General features: G+C 62.5%; 12 protein-coding genes and 1 pseudogene. 2 read left to right on the top strand and 11 right to left on the bottom strand.

Annotated elements, in window-relative coordinates:
* The first annotated feature begins 50 nt into the window (after window positions 1-50).
* Together ACFX4F_RS08360 and ACFX4F_RS08355 are read left to right on the top strand one after the other, a co-directional pair.
* Complete coding sequence (locus ACFX4F_RS08360) at window positions 51-1,337, top strand: hypothetical protein (protein ID WP_380654074.1); 1,287 nt, start codon at window positions 51-53, stop codon at window positions 1,335-1,337.
* Window positions 1,338-1,395: 58 nt separating this feature from the next.
* Window positions 1,396-1,800, top strand: a complete 405-nt coding sequence (locus ACFX4F_RS08355; protein WP_099820392.1) for a GtrA family protein — start codon at window positions 1,396-1,398, stop codon at window positions 1,798-1,800.
* A gap of 40 nt (window positions 1,801-1,840) precedes the next feature.
* Here the strand turns inward: ACFX4F_RS08355 and ACFX4F_RS08350 are convergent, their stop codons facing one another.
* The 11 genes and pseudogenes from ACFX4F_RS08350 to ACFX4F_RS08300 all read right to left on the bottom strand — a co-directional run bounded on the left by ACFX4F_RS08350 (window position 1,841) and on the right by ACFX4F_RS08300 (window position 16,803).
* Complete coding sequence (locus ACFX4F_RS08350) at window positions 1,841-4,219, bottom strand: hypothetical protein (protein ID WP_380654070.1); 2,379 nt, start codon at window positions 4,217-4,219, stop codon at window positions 1,841-1,843.
* A gap of 192 nt (window positions 4,220-4,411) precedes the next feature.
* Window positions 4,412-5,413, bottom strand: coding sequence for a glycosyltransferase family 2 protein (locus ACFX4F_RS08345; protein WP_380654119.1), 1,002 nt, complete (start codon window positions 5,411-5,413; stop codon window positions 4,412-4,414).
* Window positions 5,414-5,450: 37 nt separating this feature from the next.
* Window positions 5,451-7,748: a hypothetical protein gene (locus ACFX4F_RS08340; protein WP_380654067.1), complete on the bottom strand. Its 2,298-nt coding sequence runs from the start codon at window positions 7,746-7,748 to the stop codon at window positions 5,451-5,453.
* Between the two features lie 16 nt (window positions 7,749-7,764).
* The gene (locus ACFX4F_RS08335; protein ID WP_243380161.1) at window positions 7,765-8,874 is read right to left on the bottom strand and encodes a hypothetical protein; all 1,110 of its coding nucleotides are present in this window, start codon (window positions 8,872-8,874) and stop codon (window positions 7,765-7,767) included.
* Window positions 8,875-9,014: 140 nt separating this feature from the next.
* The gene (locus tag ACFX4F_RS08330) at window positions 9,015-10,661 is read right to left on the bottom strand and encodes a glycosyltransferase family 2 protein (protein ID WP_099820424.1); all 1,647 of its coding nucleotides are present in this window, start codon (window positions 10,659-10,661) and stop codon (window positions 9,015-9,017) included.
* A 241-nt stretch (window positions 10,662-10,902) separates the two neighbouring features.
* Window positions 10,903-11,814 (bottom strand): wsae, encoded by a 912-nt coding sequence (locus ACFX4F_RS08325; protein ID WP_243380163.1) that lies wholly within the window; start codon window positions 11,812-11,814, stop codon window positions 10,903-10,905.
* A gap of 48 nt (window positions 11,815-11,862) precedes the next feature.
* Window positions 11,863-12,129, bottom strand: a pseudogene (locus ACFX4F_RS08320) (methyltransferase domain-containing protein); the annotation flags it as partial.
* Window positions 12,110-13,318, bottom strand: coding sequence for an ABC transporter ATP-binding protein (locus tag ACFX4F_RS08315; protein ID WP_243380165.1), 1,209 nt, complete (start codon window positions 13,316-13,318; stop codon window positions 12,110-12,112). The gene ACFX4F_RS08315 and the pseudogene ACFX4F_RS08320, both read right to left, overlap by 20 nt.
* A gap of 20 nt (window positions 13,319-13,338) precedes the next feature.
* Window positions 13,339-14,121 (bottom strand): ABC transporter permease, encoded by a 783-nt coding sequence (locus ACFX4F_RS08310; RefSeq protein ID WP_099820396.1) that lies wholly within the window; start codon window positions 14,119-14,121, stop codon window positions 13,339-13,341.
* Window positions 14,122-14,124: 3 nt separating this feature from the next.
* On the bottom strand, window positions 14,125-15,309 hold the full coding sequence (locus ACFX4F_RS08305) for a cystathionine gamma-synthase (RefSeq protein ID WP_380654063.1): 1,185 nt from the start codon (window positions 15,307-15,309) through the stop codon (window positions 14,125-14,127).
* A gap of 123 nt (window positions 15,310-15,432) precedes the next feature.
* Window positions 15,433-16,803, bottom strand: coding sequence for a pyridoxal-phosphate dependent enzyme (locus ACFX4F_RS08300; RefSeq protein ID WP_380654060.1), 1,371 nt, complete (start codon window positions 16,801-16,803; stop codon window positions 15,433-15,435).
* Between the last annotated feature and the right edge of the window lie 113 nt (window positions 16,804-16,916).

The following is a 16,916-nucleotide window of genomic DNA, read 5'->3' as shown; positions in this document are numbered from 1 at the left end:
CGCGGGCCGCTGCCTGCCGGGTCCGACCTCCTTCTGCTGATGCCTTCCCCATGACCTCACTATCATTGATCACGCCGGGACGCCGAGAAGGCACGCTGGGAGAGCGGCTGGGAACATTCCTGGTCGTTCTCTTCGTGATGGCCTACAAGAGCAACGACGCGCTGAGTCTCCCGCAGTTCTGGGCGGAAGATGCCACCGTTTTCTTCACCGACCAGTACGGGCTTGCGCTGCCTCAGGTGTTCGAGCCCTATGCCGGCTACCTGCTGGCGATACCCCGCCTGGTTGCCTGGATCGCCGCTTGGCTGCCAGTCGCCAAGGCGCCACTGATCTACAACGCTGCAGCCATCCTGCTTTCGACGATGGCCATCACCTACACCTGCCGACGCCTGCGTGGACTGGTACCAGCGTGGATCGTGGCGCTGTCGATGCTGGCGGTGCCAACCAACGGTGAAATCTTCGGCACACTCACCAATGTCCAGTGGTTTCTGCAATTTGTGATGGCTGTCTGCTGCCTGCTGCCGGTGGAGGCTACGACATCGCGCATCACTCCTTGGCTGCGCGCGGCCATCGTCATGCTCATCGCTCTCACAGGGCCGTTCTCCGCCCTGCTGCTTGCGGTCGTCTGTGCGATCACGGCCGCTTCCTGGCTGGCGGCACGTACGCGCATTGATCCCTTCAATGGCGCTCTGTCTGGTTTTACGACCAACCGCGACTGGCCGGTCATTGCCGCGACCGCTATCGGTGGCATCGTACAGGCCGGGGTCATCCTGTCCTATCCCGAAGCCCAGCGTCTGGCGGGAATGGGGCCGGCCTGGGTATTCGACACAACGTTCATCAAACTGGTGCCGCCTCATATCTTCGGCAGCGACTTCCTTACGGGCACAGCCTGGCTGCTGCTCTACGCCCTGCTGATCGGTACGCTGCTGCTGGCGCGCCGCATCGACGGCCTTGCACGCCTGACGGTGCTCGGTTTCATCGCATTTGCCGTCGTCGAGACGTTTGTGCCAATGCTCAGGATGACCGATCCAGCAGGCCTTGTGCCACTCAATGGCGACCGCTATTTCTACTTGGCGAAGGTGGTCTGGTGGTGGGCTGTGTGGCTTGCGCTGAGTGGCCAGACACGGCGCAGCCGCGTAAATGCCACCGCAACCACCACCGCGTTGATCTGCCTATTCGCCCTGACCAATGCGCAATACCTACGCCGGCCACCCTTCAAGGATTTCGATTGGAAGGGTCAGTCGGCGCAGCTCAGCCAACCGGGCCCGCATACCATCCCCGTCAATCCCTACGACTGGAAGATCGAGGTGGAAACGGCTGTGCCAGACGAGAAGAAATGACAATTGCTCCACCACCCCACGGCACTGTCCGCGGCAATAACCCAATGGCAGAACCGGCATGAAAGTACGCCCCCCCTCCACCCAGTTCATGCGCTTCCTGATGGCCAGCGGCGTTGCCGCCCTGGTCAATGTCGGCTCGCGCATCATACTCAGCCACTGGATGCCCTATGTTCCAGCGATCCTGCTGGCGTTCTGCCTCGGCCTGATCACTGCATTCTCGCTCAACAAAGTATTTGTATTCAGCGAGTCCAGCAACCGGCTGCACCATCAATTCCTGTGGTTCCTGCTGATCAATCTTGCCGCAGTCGCGCAGACAGTTCTGGCCAGCCTGATCACGGCCCACTGGCTGCTGCCGGCGCTGAGGATTGATTTCCACAATGAGACCATCGCCCATGCGATCGGCGTGATGATTCCAGCCATCACCAGCTACATCGGCCACAAGAAGCTTTCGTTTCGCCGCTAAGCAGTGCCTCCACTCAGCGGCAGCGTTCAGGTGCCCGCCATCAATTGCTGGGGGGCGCGGCCAGCGTATCGGTACGGTGAATGGTCAGTAGTGGCGGGTGACAGATCAACCACTGGTCGCCATCGCTTTGCAGCACACGGAAGTGCACATCCGAGGGCAGCTTGCGTACATCTACATAAGCCTCATATCCAGCATACGCGAGCGCGGGCTTCTTGAAATGGTCAGACACATCCAGACGCGGCACATTCCTCGCAGGCAGGATGAGGGTGCGGCCGTCGGGCATCGCGGCAAGCAAGGAGACGCCCTGATTGGCCACGCCCTTCTCCGCGTTCACTGCGGCCCAGCCACGTACCTTGAACAGCCGACCCGGCAGCGCCATTGGTTCGACTGTAACGCTCTGCCCGCTGACTTCCTCGATATTGCAGTTGCCCCCCATAGTGTAGGCATCGGAAGACAGTCCTTCTTTCCACGTGCCGGTCAAGGCACGGTCTGCATCGGCCGTCATCGGAATTTCCAAGGGCGCCAAGGTGGCGCGATAAGAGCCCTTCCACAGGAAACGGGTACCACTTTCACCACGTACGCTCATCGCGACGACCTTCCGTTCCCCCAAGAGGTCATCGCGATAATGCGAGCCCAGCGCGACGAATCCGGTAGCGTCGGTCACCGTCGGTGAAAGCATGAAGCCGGTCGATGCCATACCCGCGATCATGCGGAACGTCGCGACTTCCCCCGTGTCATAGCGTACCGACAGCACCAGCTGGGGAGATTTATACAACGCACCATGCAGTTTCCCGAGCAAGGTCGGCTGGATGTCCAGCGTCGCCCACACCGGTCCTTGCGATCCTGGAACTGCAATCTCCTGGCCGAGCCGGACTTCAATCTCCTTCGCAGGCTGAGGCTGCAGAGGTGTTGCCGATCCAGCGCGACGTTCCAGCACCGCGTATCCGGAATCGACCCGCTGCGGCCTGAAGCTGCCCAGTAGTTCAAGCCAACTCGCACCATCTTCAAGCGCAGGGTATCTGTGATCGATGGTGTCTGCGTTGAAATATATCTGCGCCGGCGGATTGTTGCGCAGGTGATCGGCATTGGTCCTGATCAGTGACGGCACGTAAGCGGTGTAGCTCTGCAGGATGGGTCGCGGCTTCCATTTCAGGCCCTCCGCAACCAGTACCAGCGTGAGGTCATAGGAGTACAGGTCCACCTCCCCCCTCTCCGACGAGAAGGGAGACTCCGCGCGCAACTCTGCGATGCGCTTCTGGAAGTTCCGATCCATGGCGTGGGGGTCGGAAAGACGCTGCCAGAGGCCCCTTGCAGGCGAATTGACCGCCTCGCCCAGATTGGCCACGGCCGCCGCGGGGCTCGGAACATTGTAGGAGAACACGATGAGTGCAGAACCCAGCACTCCGACCGCGAGCGCTGCGACGCCTCGGCCTTGCTCGCTGCCCGGCGCAATGCAAAGCAGCAGGCCAAGCAACAGCAACCCGGTCGATGCAATCATCGCATGCGCTTGGTCGCCTCTGACGAAACCGGCTTTGAAGGTTACAAACAGATAGAGGCCAAATAGAATCGGCGCGTACCATCGGCGCCGTAAATTTCCGAATGCGGAAATGCCCACCAATACAACAGCCGTTGCGAGGAACAGGAAAAGGCTCGTCAATTTCGGATCACCGGAAGCCGACATGCCATTGGTGTAGCCGGAAACGATCGGAGCCTGGGCAATGAAGTAGCCCGGCAGATCCCACAGCGCTTGCCCAGCGACCAGCCATGCCACAACCATGACCAATATTTCGGTCATGGCAATGACGATCGCCAGTCGTGGCGACGTCCGCCAGCACATCAACACGGCGACCAGGCTTGAGCCTGCGGCCAGAAGGCTGAAGCTGCCCTTCACCAAGGGCAGTATCGCAATTGCCGCAGCCAGCAGGCACAGAATGCCGATGTGCTGACGCCCGGTTTCGACGCCGCGCTTGACCGCCAACGGCAGCAGGAGAGGCAGCAGCATCAGGGTTGCGTCCCGCCATCCGCTGCCATAGGGCAGCCAGATCAGGGCAACAACGAATGGAAAAAGCAGCAGCAGAATGCGCCGCTGTGGCAGAGCGACAGCGAACAGGCCAGCCGACATCGCAACTGCAATCAGCAGAGAGCCACCGATCATCAGACCATCAGTGCCGGGATGGTAAACATTGGTATAAACCGATGCCCAAGGGCCGAAGGTAAAGATGATGTCCTTGCCGAAGCGCAGGTGCTCGGCCGTCGCGACATTCATGGCGAAGGACCAGGAGCCATCCAAGCCCGCACTGGGCATTGGCGAAGCAAACGGGGTCAGCAGCAATACCAGCAGCACGCCAGCGATGATCGAAGCGCCCCATCCCCATTTTGTCAGGGTAGAAGTGCGTGCCGATGTGCCCTTGTTATCCATTTTACTTCCAGAAATTGCAGCGTCATTGTGGACATCGATGGGTTTGTCGTATACGCATGCATCGCGATTCTGCACGACAGTACCCGCCCGCATGTCCCCGGAGAATTGAGGGATCGGATGGTAGCAGGCGCCCCTGGCCGCAACCAGCGCAGGGCTCAGCTCCTTCTGTTTACCGAGCCATCGTTGGGGAGCTCAGCGGCGCAGCCCCATCAGCGACCGATGAACCGGCGTCACGGGTTGATTGGCGATGTCGTAGCTGAGGAAGGCGAGCAGAAACTGCAGACCGCTGACGATGGCGATAGCAGGCAGCACGACCGTGCCCACGGGGGCAGACAGCCCGGTACCGGCTGCGGCGATCCAATGCCAGCCACCGTAGAGTGTGCCGCCTGCAAGGAGTGCGAACGCTGCAACCAGTTCAAGCGAAGCGATCGTCAGATCACGCAGGTAATAGCGATAGGCAATTCGCTTGCAGAAGTTCCTGGCATGCTTGAGCGCGAACTCACCGAGCACCTGACTGACCTTCAGATTGCTCACTTCATCGCCGTAGCGCGCATCCATGGGCACGTCCTGGACCACTGCCTGCATCGCGTTCAGCCTGAAAAGCAGGTCCGTCTCGAAGAAATAGCGTGTACTGATCGCTTCCATCGGCAAGCGTTGGGCCACTGCCGCATGGATGGCCGTGTAGCCGTTGGTCGGATCGAACAACCGCCAATAGCCGCTGGATGCCTTGGCCAGGAACGAGAGCCCCAGGTTCCCGAAGCGACGAAGCAGCGGCATCTGGCTGATCTGGGAGAGGTCCCAGAAACGGTTCCCCTTCGTGTAGTCCGCTTCGCCATTGAGGATCGGCGCAACGAACGACGGAAGCAGCGCGGGGTCCATCTGGCCGTCGCCATCGATCTTGACGATGACGGCCATGCCGTCGGCAGCCGCTTGGCAGTAGCCGGTCATGGTCGCGCCGCCTACGCCTTGATTGACCTGGTTGTAGAGCACACGAACGCGTGGATCAGTGTTGTTCTGTTCGATGAAGCGGCCGGACTGCTCCGGACAGGCATCGTCGACACAGTAGATCGCATCCACCTCAGGACCGATGCCAGCAATGACGCCCAAGATATGCCGGGTGACCTTGTAGCTGGGTATGACCACGGCAATTGCCTGCGCTCCCCGCGTCAGCGCGCTGTCGGACTGTCCGAGCATATCCCTCTCCTCTTCTTCGTTGTTGCCCATCACTTCCTCAAGGATCCAGACGATAGAACACCAGGCCGTCTGGACCGGTAGCCACGGGCTTGCCCGTTGCGCCCAACTGCCGGTAGCCGGTCAGGCAGTACTGCCCATCCAGCGCCCTCTCATCCCCCTGCCCTTCCCAGCGATGCACCAGCAGGTGCGTTACGCCAGCGCGACGAAGGATCTCACGGGTCTGCTGTACCTGCGAGCGGCAGAACATCGAGCGCAGATCCTTGGCGAAGAACCCATACCCAGAGCCCAGTCTGACGTTGAACAAATAGTCGCGGTGTGCAAACGGCAGGTAGGGCGTCACGTACATGGAGGGCAGAACCCAGTCCTCACGGCCATTGAGAACAATGGCATAGGCTGGCGCAAGCACAACGGCGTCGTCAGGCAGCGCGCGCTCGGCAGCCTGGAAAGCGCGCACATCGGACTCATTGATCGGGTAGGTCCACCCCTGATCTGCGGGTGTCACCCCCTTGATATCGATGCTGATGAAGCTGGCCACCACCGCGAGTGCCGCCACCGCCATCGCGCACCGGCCCACCAGGTCGGTTGTCCTGCCCTGCAGCAAACGGGGCATGCGTGATTGAAGCCCGGCATCAACTGTCATCACCAGTGTCGCCAGCATCAGGATCCATTGCAGGAATACCGCGTACATGGTCAGCAGACCAATGTAGCGCTGGGTGTAAGTGCTGAGCAGGCTCGCTTCCAGCGTGTCGTGCCCAAGAGTCAGAGTAGCGATGTTGGAGACTCGCAGGGCCACGGCAAGCGCTACCGCCAGCGCCAGCTGAGCAATGACCAGCAGTCCGAAGGCCCGACGACTACGTATCGCAGCGGGAGCGATGGTCAGCATCGCCAAGCCCACCAGGAAGGTGAACATGGCGAGCGGGCGGGTCAGCGGGAGGAGCGTGTGGGCTACCACCTGTTGAGAATCAGGCAGGTACTGCCCCCCCATCGAAGGCTGCGGGCCATACCACAGCTCCCAAGGCAGCACCTGGAACAGGCGATCAATGATCTCGGTCGACGACCGCCCCAACTCGGCAGGAGCTACCAGCAGGCGAAGCCCCAACGTCTGTTCGACGAACTGGCGCACCACTGGCAAGGCCTCGGCCAGCAGCTGCAGGTAGTAGGGATCAGTCACCAGCAGCAGCACGCCTGGCACTCCGCCAGCCAGCAGGCCAAGCAACGGCAGGGCAAGTTTGCCGCGCAACCCATCGACCCGGAACCACAACGGAAGCATCAACAGCATCCATGCCGGCACCGCGAAACTGACAAAACCAATAGCGAGCGAAGGATTCAACTTGGCCGCCATCGCCCCGGCCAGCGGCAGACTGAGCCAAGCCAGCATCCAGGGTCGACCGCTCTTCGCTGGTTCCAACCAGCACAGCATCACGCAGAGCACAGGGAACAACAGCGTGGAGATGGCGGCCAGGCGACCGGTGCTGTTGAGGTCATCCACCGGATACAGGAAGCTGGTGCCGCGCAGGATGCAGTACCCCAGAACGACCACCACCATCACAGCCCAAGCGCGGGACATCGGCACTGACAACTGCCGATGACGCATCCAGAGCAGGACGACTTCAGCGATGGCGAAGATTGCCAGCGTGGCCTGCAGCACCGGCTGGATCTTCAGGAAGGGGCCGATGTGCAGGCCGAATCCCGGCCAAGCCCACAAGGCGGCCAGCACGTGCAGCATCTTCGGATACTTTTCCAGCCACAGCGTATGCCCGGCCGACAGCTTCGGATAGCCGGCGGTGAACTGGTCCAGTGCAAAGGCGATGTGCTGGTGTGTATCCAGGCCAAGCGCTCCCGCACGCAGCGAGTAGTGCGTACCTGCCTTCAGCAGGACCATCGCGGCGAGGAGGGCGATGAGCAGCCACACTCCATCAACGCGGGAGATCCTATGCTTCCAAGCAGTCAGCTGCGCACGACGCCACCACAATGTCCCCACCATCAGCCCCATGATGGCCAGCGGGAGGCCATGGGACAGGCCCAGCCCACGCGACCACAACAAGGTCAACGGCGAAAGCGCCAACCACAGCACGACCAACGTCACCTGACCCAGCAGGATTCGCGTGAACAGGGCCGGAGATGCAATCAATACCTCAAGCCTGAACAGACGGGCACTCATCCCGCCCAGCCAGCCCATGCCTGCAAGGGAAATCCCCAGCAGCACCAGGAATCTTGCCTGATCGAAGCTATGGATAAAGGGCAGGGCCAGCAGCAACACCGCCAACGCGGCAAGCACAGGGGCTGACCGCAGCAACCGGCCGCTCCCCGGCCTGGCAAAACTATTATTCAGCATTACAGGTCCATTGCTTTTATATCGACAACCCCAGCGCAGATGCCGCGTCGTCCGCCACGCGGTCGAAGCTGCCAACCTGCAGCAGCGCATCATCCTCGCCAGCGATCATACCCGGGTGCATGCCGCGGGCCTCGCAGAGGTCAACCTGCCCCACCAGTGCGTCGCAGATTGCTTCGGGCGTCATTGCGTCCAGCGACACCACATTCGCCATGGTTTCATCCAGGCGCTTGTTGTCATAGCGATTGGTCACCACGCCCATACCGAACGCTGCCATTTCCAGCGGGGGGTAACTCGGGTGTGGGGAGACCATCAGTGACAGGCCGATGGCAGAGCTGGAAAGCAGCTCCGCGTAGGCGTCGATACCCAGCTTGCCCAGCGCCTTGAGCGCGAAAGGCCCCAGGTCGAGGTCCGCCTGCAGTTCGCCGGGCGCCGCCACCTCCCACTGCGAAGCGCGCGGGTCCTTCCAACCCCACAGGCGCAGGCCCTCGCAGATCAGCTCGAACGCGTTGCGCGGCGTACCCGGGCGCGCATAGACAACAATGCGGCGATTGCGCGGAGCCGGAGCCTGCCGCGCCTCCTTCAGTGCCGGGCGCAGGCCGTCATGCAGCACAGGCTCGAACACTGAACGCTGCGTATAGCGCAGGCCATGCTGTTCAAAGAAGTCTGCAAGCAGGCCGGTATTGAAGATTCCGATGTCCCGATCGCGGCGATAGGTGCTCAATGCCAGTGCGTACTGACTCGACCAGGCATAGAAGCCCGGCTCGAAATCCTGGATCAGATAGACCATCGGGCGATCAACGCCACCATTTTCCCCCTGCCATTGCGACAGCCGCTGGGCCGCGTACGCAGTCCACCAGGCGGTGGCTACCCAGATGTCCTCGCCGGCAACCGGCAACGTCTTCTGGTAGCGATCACTGAACGGGACGATCTGGCGCAGCGCCGATGAGGTCTGATCCGCGGGCACCAACACGTGGTCGGAGAACCGCGAAAGCGCCTCTTCATCCGGCGAGCTGTCCACCAGGATGATCCGCGATGCCGGAAAGTGCCGGCACAGTTCGCGGTAGATCAGCACTGCTGTGTGGATACCACCGAAATAGTGCTGCTTGTTGATCGACGGCAGCACCAGATTCAGCCGCTGGCCAACCCACGGGTCAGAGCGCGGTGTGCACGGCGTGATCTCGGCAACATGCGTGTTGGGCGTAGCTACCCCCGGTGCACTGGCGTCAAGGCGTGCGGCGATGCGTCGCAACAGGTGGCCGATACGACTCATTGCACGCCCCCTCGCAGGCGCGGGGACGAAGCCATGTAATCCAGGTTCGGGCTGAAGAACGGATCGCCCTCTTCGCGATAGGGCGAATACGCCTGCGCCGAGCGCACGAAATCACTTTCAGGAATCGCACGCGGATCGCGGGTCTTGGATTCGTGGTGGATCATCACCGACCGCGCTACGTAGACCGTCGCAAGGCCACGCGCATGCGCGCGCAGGCACAACTCGACGTCACTGCCACAGACGATGAAGCTCTCATCGAAACCGCCGAGCAACTCGAAGGTTTCGCGCGCCACCACCATGCACGCGCCCGTGACGGCGAGTACCTGCCGCTGCAGCACCGGTGACACGAACAGATTCTGGAAATGGATCGGGGACTCGCCCTTGAACACGTGGTCGGCCCAGCCGCCCATGCCGATCACCACGCCGGCATGCTGGATGGTGCGGTCCCCGTACAACAGTAGCGGACCACACACCCCAACGTCCGGTCGCAACGCGTTCTCGGCCAGGCGCTGCAGCCATTCACCGTCGATCACTTCGGTATCGTTGTTGAGGAAGACCAGGACCTCACCACGCGCCTCACGCGCGGCCAGGTTGTTCAGCGCCGACCAGTTGAACGGCACGTCGGCATCGATCACCCGGAAGTTGCGCCGCCGCGACATGGCCTGCAGCCACTGCAGGGTCTCGGGCTGGGTCGATCCGTTGTCGACGACGATGATCTCGAAATCGCGGTACTGGGTCTTGGCATACAGTGATTCGACACAGGTCCGCAGCAGGTCAAGCCCGTCGCGTGTGGGAATGATGATGCTGGCCAGCGGGCCCTCATCGGCATAGGAGTAGCGCACGTCATAGCAGAACAGCTGCTCGCCCTCATCCACACGGGCGCCGGGGTGGCCAGCCTGCACGTGCTCCTGCAACGCCAACTGGCCGGCGTGGTGCGCATAGGGCTTGGAGGCGGCGTTGGCCGCGGTGGAACCGGCGTGCGCGCGCCAGTGGTAGAGCACCCGTGGCACATGGGCCACGCGCGCACCTGCCGCCACGCACCGCAGCACCAGATCGTAGTCCTGGGCACCGTCGCAATCACTGCGCAGGCCTCCCATGCGGCGAACGAGGCCTGACTCGAAGCTCACCAGATGGCCCAGATACATCTGCGAAAGGAACAGGTCAAGATTCCAGTCGGGCTTGAAATACGGGTTGCGCAAGCGCCCGTCTTCGCCCAGCACGTCGTGGTCGGTGTAGACCACGTCGGCGGCCGTTTCCACGTGGCAGGCGACCACGGCCGCAAGCGCATCGGGCTCAAGCAGGTCATCGTGATCCAGGAAGGTTATCCAGCGCCCCTGGGCCACCGACACTGCCGCATTGGTGGTCGCAGCGATCCCCTGCCGCGTGGCCGAGCGCGAGACGCGCAGGTTCGGCAAGCGCTTGGCGAGCTCGTCCAGCACAAGCGAGACGTGCGGCTTGTCGGAGGCATCGTCGTGGATGCAGAGCTCCCAGTTGCGATAGGTCTGTGCCTCAACACTGGCCACTGCTTCACGCAGGAACGTCTCCGGCGTGTTGCAGACCGGCATCACGATGCTGATCAGACCGGCGTCGGCTGGCAGCGGCAACGTCGGCTGCGCTTTGAGCCACTGCTCATAGGCATCGATCGTGGTGACCGTACCCACCACCGGGTGGCTACCGTTGGCATAGGCCAGGATGGAATGCACCAGATGGCGTGGCCCCTTGCGCGATGCACGCACCAAGGCAGAAAAGATCGAACGCAGGGGAATGCCTTGGCCCTTCGCTCGGCGCAGGCCCCAGTAGATCCCTCTGGTCAAGTTGCGCAGCTTGGACATCAAGTGTTTCCTCTCTTGTTCAGCACGTACACGCTGCAAAATTCATAGTGGTTCAAAGGACCGCCCAGCCCAGCAGGCCCCCTGCAGCGGCGCCACCGATGCCTACCAGCAGCATTGCGACCTTCCACTTCCTGCGCGAACGCGCGTAGGCAGCTGCCTGGTGTTCGAACTCATCAGCGCTCTTCTGACGGGCCTGTTCGGCGCGCTGTTCGATGAGGGATGCCTCTGTGATCAGCTGCTCGTTGCGCTCATTGGCCAGTGCCAGTTCCTGCCGGCATTGCTGGTCGCGGTATTCCCATTGCTGCTGCTGAGTCAGCCAATGAGCATCGCCAGCTTCCTTGGCCGCCTGCAGTTCCAGCGCGTAACGGGCCGTATCGCCCCATTCGCGCTTGGCCGAGTCCAGGTCCACGATGTAGGCATCGAGTGCACGCGCGGTCGCTTCCCATTCGGCTTCCGAATTGCGCGTACGCACGGCAAGGTCGCGCAGGCCACGGGCCAGGCCCTTCAGCAGCGCGGTGGCTTCTTCGTCCTGCCCAGCCTGGAAGGGCGGCTCCGCCCGCAACCGGTAGACATCGCTGTCAAGGCGCAGCGCCACGCAGTATTCGCGATAGGGCTGGTCGCTGTGGTCGCCGGCGAACACGCGGCTGTTGTACAGACGATCAGCTGCGCTCACCAGCGGTTCCAGCTCGGGGAACTTCACCTTGATGAAATGTGCCCCCATCAAGCTGGCCCACAGCTCGGCATTGCCCTGACCGAAACGCAGCACGGTCAGGCCTGCGGCCTCGAACGTGGCGACGATCTCGGCAGTATCGACCAGGCCGAATTCCTTGTGCTCCTGCAACCAGACGTAATCCTCGCCGAACAGCTCGAACCAGCGGTTGTTCGCGTCCACCTCGGCTGCCTTGACCCACTCCTGCTCCGGCGGGAAACCGACAATGACCGCACGGCCAGCAACGCGCGCCATTTCCGCAGCCGCGCGCGCCCGCAGGGGTGCCGGAATGTGCTCCAGCACGTCCAGCGAGACCACCGCGTCAAAACCCTGGTCAGGGAATGGCAGGGCCGTCGCGTCGGCAACGATGAAATCCTTTTCGTCACCTTCGGCGTGCAGATCGGTGTACAGGAACGAAGCATCCGGCAGGAACTGACCCAGCAATCGCTGGCGGTTGGCACCGACCTCCAGAACGCGTGGCGCGGCCAGGTCCAGTGCGTTCAACAGGTACGCGGCCGCACCGTAACGCTGGTAGTGGTCGAACGGGATATCAAGAAGCGTCGACGTCATGGACCTTCCACTCATGGGGGATATAGACCACGCCTTCACTGAAGTACGGCGCGGCCACGGTGAACACGCTGGCTTCGGACAGATAGTCCAGACAGACAAGACCCTTGTCGGTGAACAGGCCAACATCGATACGGTAGGTGCCGGTAAGCAGGGTCATCGACGGGATGTGGTAGGTGACCCTGTGCGACCCGCGTGAGGTTGGGATCTGCACGCGTTCCAGATAGGTGTTGGGGCCGAATATATGCAGGCCATCCATGCCCTTGATGGCCACACCAAGCAACAGCCCCTGCACAGTGTCATCGACCACGGTGTAGCTGATATCCACGCTCAGCGGCTCGAACGGCGCAAGCATGTCGGTACTCAGCGCAACGGTCTCCAGGTGCGCGGGGATGCTGTCCGGACGGGGCGCACGGCACGACTCGGTCGCCGTCTCGCTGGCCTGTTCGCGCCCCAACTCATAATCGCGGAAGCGGTCGGCGACAAAACTTGCCTCACCGTGCAGCTTGACCTTGCCCCCCTCAAGCCACAAGGCGGTCTGGCAGAAGCGCTTTACCTGCTCCAGCGAATGGGAGACGAACAGGATGGTGGCGCCGCGCGCGCGGATCTGCTCGATCCTTGCCAGGCACTTCATCTGGAAGCGGATGTCGCCTACCGACAGGGCTTCATCGATGATCAGTACGTCCGGCTCGGTGTGGATGGCCACGGAGAACGCGAGGCGTACATACATGCCGCTGGAGTACGTCTTTACCGGACGGTCGAAGAAATCACCAATATCAGCGAATTCGATGATCGACTGCAGCTTGTCATCCACTTCCCTGCGACTCAGGCCGAGCAGCGATGCACTCAGGTAGACGTTGTCACGCCCGGAGAAATCAGGATTGAATCCCGCTCCCAGTTCCAGCAGAGCTGCAAAGCGGCCGTGGATGGCAACCGAACCGGAGGTGGGTCGCACGGTGCCGCACAATATCTGCAGCAGCGTGGACTTGCCGGCGCCATTGCGACCGATGATGCCAACGGTTTCCCCTCGGGGTACAACCAGATTGACACCATCCAGGGCACGGAAGGTGCGGCTGGTACGATCACCGGAGGGCTTGAGCAATGACAGCAAACGATCGCGTGGGCTGGCATAGACCGGATAGTCTTTGGTCACACCCAGCACTTCGATCGCCGAATCGGCGTTGCCCTGCATCGGGGCGGGCTGTGTGTTGGTCATAGGACGTCCGAGAAACCGCGCGACAGGCGACGGAAAAGAGCATAGGCAATCATGGCCGCCACAATCGACAGCAGGAAATGCGGCAGCAGCACGGCCAGGTCAGGTGCCGTGTTCTGCAGCGTTACCGCCCGCAGCTGTTCAATTGGAGTCACCAGAGGGTTGAAGTACACCAGCCCCTTGGCCGCCGCCGGCATCGCATGTGCCGGGAAGAAGATCGGACTGAGGAACAGCAGCACGCTGCTGAGGATGCCGACAAACTGGCCGATGTCGCGCAGGTATACGCCCAATGCCGACAGCGACCAGGCGATGGCCAGCAGCATGGGGGTCATTTCCAGCAGGATCAGCGGCGAGACCAGTGCCCAAGGCGAAGGCGGACCGGACTGCCAGGTCAACACGATCAACAGGATGGCCAAGCCGATTGCCGACGTGGTCAGTGCGGCCGCAACCTTGACAATAGACAGCATTGGGAGCGGGAACACCACCTTCTTAACGAAGTTGGGTTGACCAGCGATGATGCCCGGCGCGGTGATCAGCACCTCCGACAGCAAGGTAAACGGCACAAGGCCTGCGAACAGCATCAGCGCGAAATCACCAGTGGATTCGGCGCCCGCCCAGCGCGCCTTGAAGACGCCACTGAATACCAGCGTATAGACGCTGAGCATCAGCAATGGCTGCAGCACCAACCACAACACACCGAGCACGGTGGTGCGATAACGGGCTGCCAGCTCACGACCTAGCAACTGCCGGAACAGGAACAGGAGATTTGCATGCTTCTGCATGGATCAGCGATTCCCTGCCGCCAACGCCCGTTCCAGATCCACCTGCAGATCCCCCAGATCCTCAACCCCCACGCTCAGCCTGACCAACGCATCGCTGATCCCCAGCTGCTCGCGGCGCGCCACCGGGATCGAGGCATGCGTCATCACCGCCGGATGGTTCACCAGGCTTTCCACGCCGCCCAGCGACTCGGCCAGGGTGAACAGTTCGGTCTTCTCGCAGAAGCGCTTGGCCGCGTCGAAGCCGCCCTTCAGCACGATCGAGACGATGCCGCCGTAGCCGGCCATCTGCTTGCCCGCAAGCTCATGCTGCGGGTGCGAGGCCAGGCCCGGGTAGATCACCTTCTCCACCGCCGGGTGCTTTTCCAGCCACTGTGCCAGTGCCATCGCGTTGGCGCAGTGCGCTTTCATGCGCAGCGGCAGGGTCTTCAGGCCACGCAGTGCCAGGAAGCTGTCGAACGGGCCCTGCACGCCACCCACCGAGTTCTGCAGGAAGGCCATCTGCTCGGCCAGTTCGGCGTTGTCGCCGACCACGACCATGCCACCGACCATGTCCGAGTGGCCATTGAGGTACTTGGTGGCCGAGTGCAGCACCAGGTCCGCGCCCAGCTCCAGCGGACGCTGCAGCATCGGCGAGGCGAAGGTGTTGTCGACCACCACGATCAGGCCATGGCGCTTGGCGATGGCGGCGACCGCGGCGATGTCGACGATCTTCAGCATCGGGTTGGTCGGGGTCTCGATCCACACCATCTTGGTCTTCGGCGTGATCGCCGCTTCGAAGGCCGCCAGATCGGTCAGGTCGACGAAGCTGAAATCCAGCCCGGCGGTGCGGCGACGCACGCGCTCGAACAGGCGGAAGCTGCCGCCATAGATGTCGTCCATCGCCACCACGTGGCTGCCGGCATCCAGCAGTTCGATCACCGTCGAACTGGCCGCCATTCCCGACGCAAAGGCGAAGCCGCGGGTGCCCCCTTCCAGCGAGGCCACGCAGCGCTCGTAGGCGAAGCGGGTCGGGTTGTGGGTACGCGAGTACTCGAAGCCCTGGTGCTCGCCCGGGCTGGACTGCGCATAGGTCGAGGTGGCGTAGATCGGCGGCATCACCGCGCCGGTGCTCGGGTCGGGCGACTGGCCGCCATGGATAGCCAGGGTGGCCAGCGCCAGCGCGCGGTCCGGGGAAGAAGCGTGGGACATGTCGTTTCCTGATTGGCGCCGATGACCGGCGCCGTCGAAGGAGCGGGAGTCTATCAGCGCGGCCTTAACGAGCTTTGACGCGGATAAACCGGGATTCAGCAGCGATCTGCGGCGATAAACGCTTTACTGAACGCGCCGACGCAGGTAATTCAGCAGGTCGATGCGGGTGATCAGGCCCAGGAAGGCATTGCCATCCATCACGATGGCCACCTGGCCACGGTCGAACACCGGCAGCAGCGCCTCGATGGGCGACTTCACATCCAGGCGGTCCAGCTTGCTGACCATGGCGGTGGCCACCGGGTCGCGGAAGCGTGCTTCATCGCCATAGACATGCAGCAGCACGTCGCTTTCGTCGACGATGCCGACCAGTTGGTCGCCATCCATCACCGGCAGCTGCGACACGTCGTACAGCTTCATGCGCTGGTAGGCGGTGGTCAGCAGGTCGTTCGGGCCGATCACCACGGTGTCACGCTGGCCATACGGGCGCAGGATCAGGTCGCGCAGGTCGCCGTGCTGCGGGCGCTCAAGGAAGCCGTTGTCCAGCATCCAGTAGTCGTTGTACATCTTCGACAGGTACTTGTTGCCGGTATCGCAGACCAGCACCAGCACCTTCTTCGGCGTGGTCTGCGCCTTGCAGTACTTCAGCGCCGCCGCCAGCAGGGTGCCGGTGGAGGAACCGCCGAGGATGCCCTCCTTGGCCAGCAGCTCGCGCGCAGTGTGGAAGCTCTCCGCGTCGGTGATGGCATAGGCCTGCTTCACCCGGCTGAAGTCGGAGATCGAGGGCAGGAAGTCCTCGCCGATGCCTTCCACCAGCCAGCTGCCCGACTTGTCGTTGAGCACGCCGTCATTGATGTATTCGGCCAGGATCGAGCCGACCGGATCGGCCAGCACCAGCTCGGTCTTCGGCGACAGCGTGGCGAAGGCGCGCGACAGGCCGGTCATGGTGCCGGAGCTGCCGCAGCCGAATACGATGGCATCCAGATCGCCGCCCATCTGCTCGAGGATCTCCGGGCCGGTGCCGAATTCATGCGCAGCCGGGTTGTCCGGGTTGCCGAACTGGTTGATGAAGTACGCGCCCGGGGTCTGCTCGGCGATGGTCTTGGCCAGGTCCTGGTAGTACTCCGGGTGGCCCTTGGCCACGTCCGAGCGGGTCAGGCGCACTTCGGCACCCATCGCCTTCAGGTTGAAGATCTTCTCCCGGCTCATCTTGTCCGGCACCACCAGGATCAGCTTGTAGCCCTTCTGCTGGGCCACCAGTGCCAGGCCCAGGCCGGTATTGCCGGCGGTGCCTTCGACCAGGGTGGCGCCGGGCTTCAGGTCGCCGCGCTTTTCTGCCGCCTCGATCATCGACAGGCCGATGCGATCCTTGATCGATCCGCCCGGGTTGGCGCTTTCGAGCTTCAGGTAGAGCTCGCAGACGCCGGCATCCAAGCGCTGGGCCTTGACGATCGGGGTCTGGCCGATGAGTTCGAGGACGGAAGAATGGATAGGCATTCGGGGGACTTCGGTTCGCGCCACGCAGGGCCGGACCGGTGATTATCCGACGGATGGCGACGAAAGTCAGGAGCCGTTTCTGTAGCGCCGGGCCATGCCCGGCGGGAGGCGTG

Origin of the sequence: Stenotrophomonas sp. YIM B13575 (assembly GCF_042787595.1) — a bacterium.
In the GTDB taxonomy this organism is placed as follows: domain Bacteria; phylum Pseudomonadota; class Gammaproteobacteria; order Xanthomonadales; family Xanthomonadaceae; genus Stenotrophomonas; species Stenotrophomonas lactitubi_B.
The sequence above is the reverse complement of the archived record's forward strand: the minus strand, read 5'-3'. Positions and strand labels throughout refer to the sequence as shown.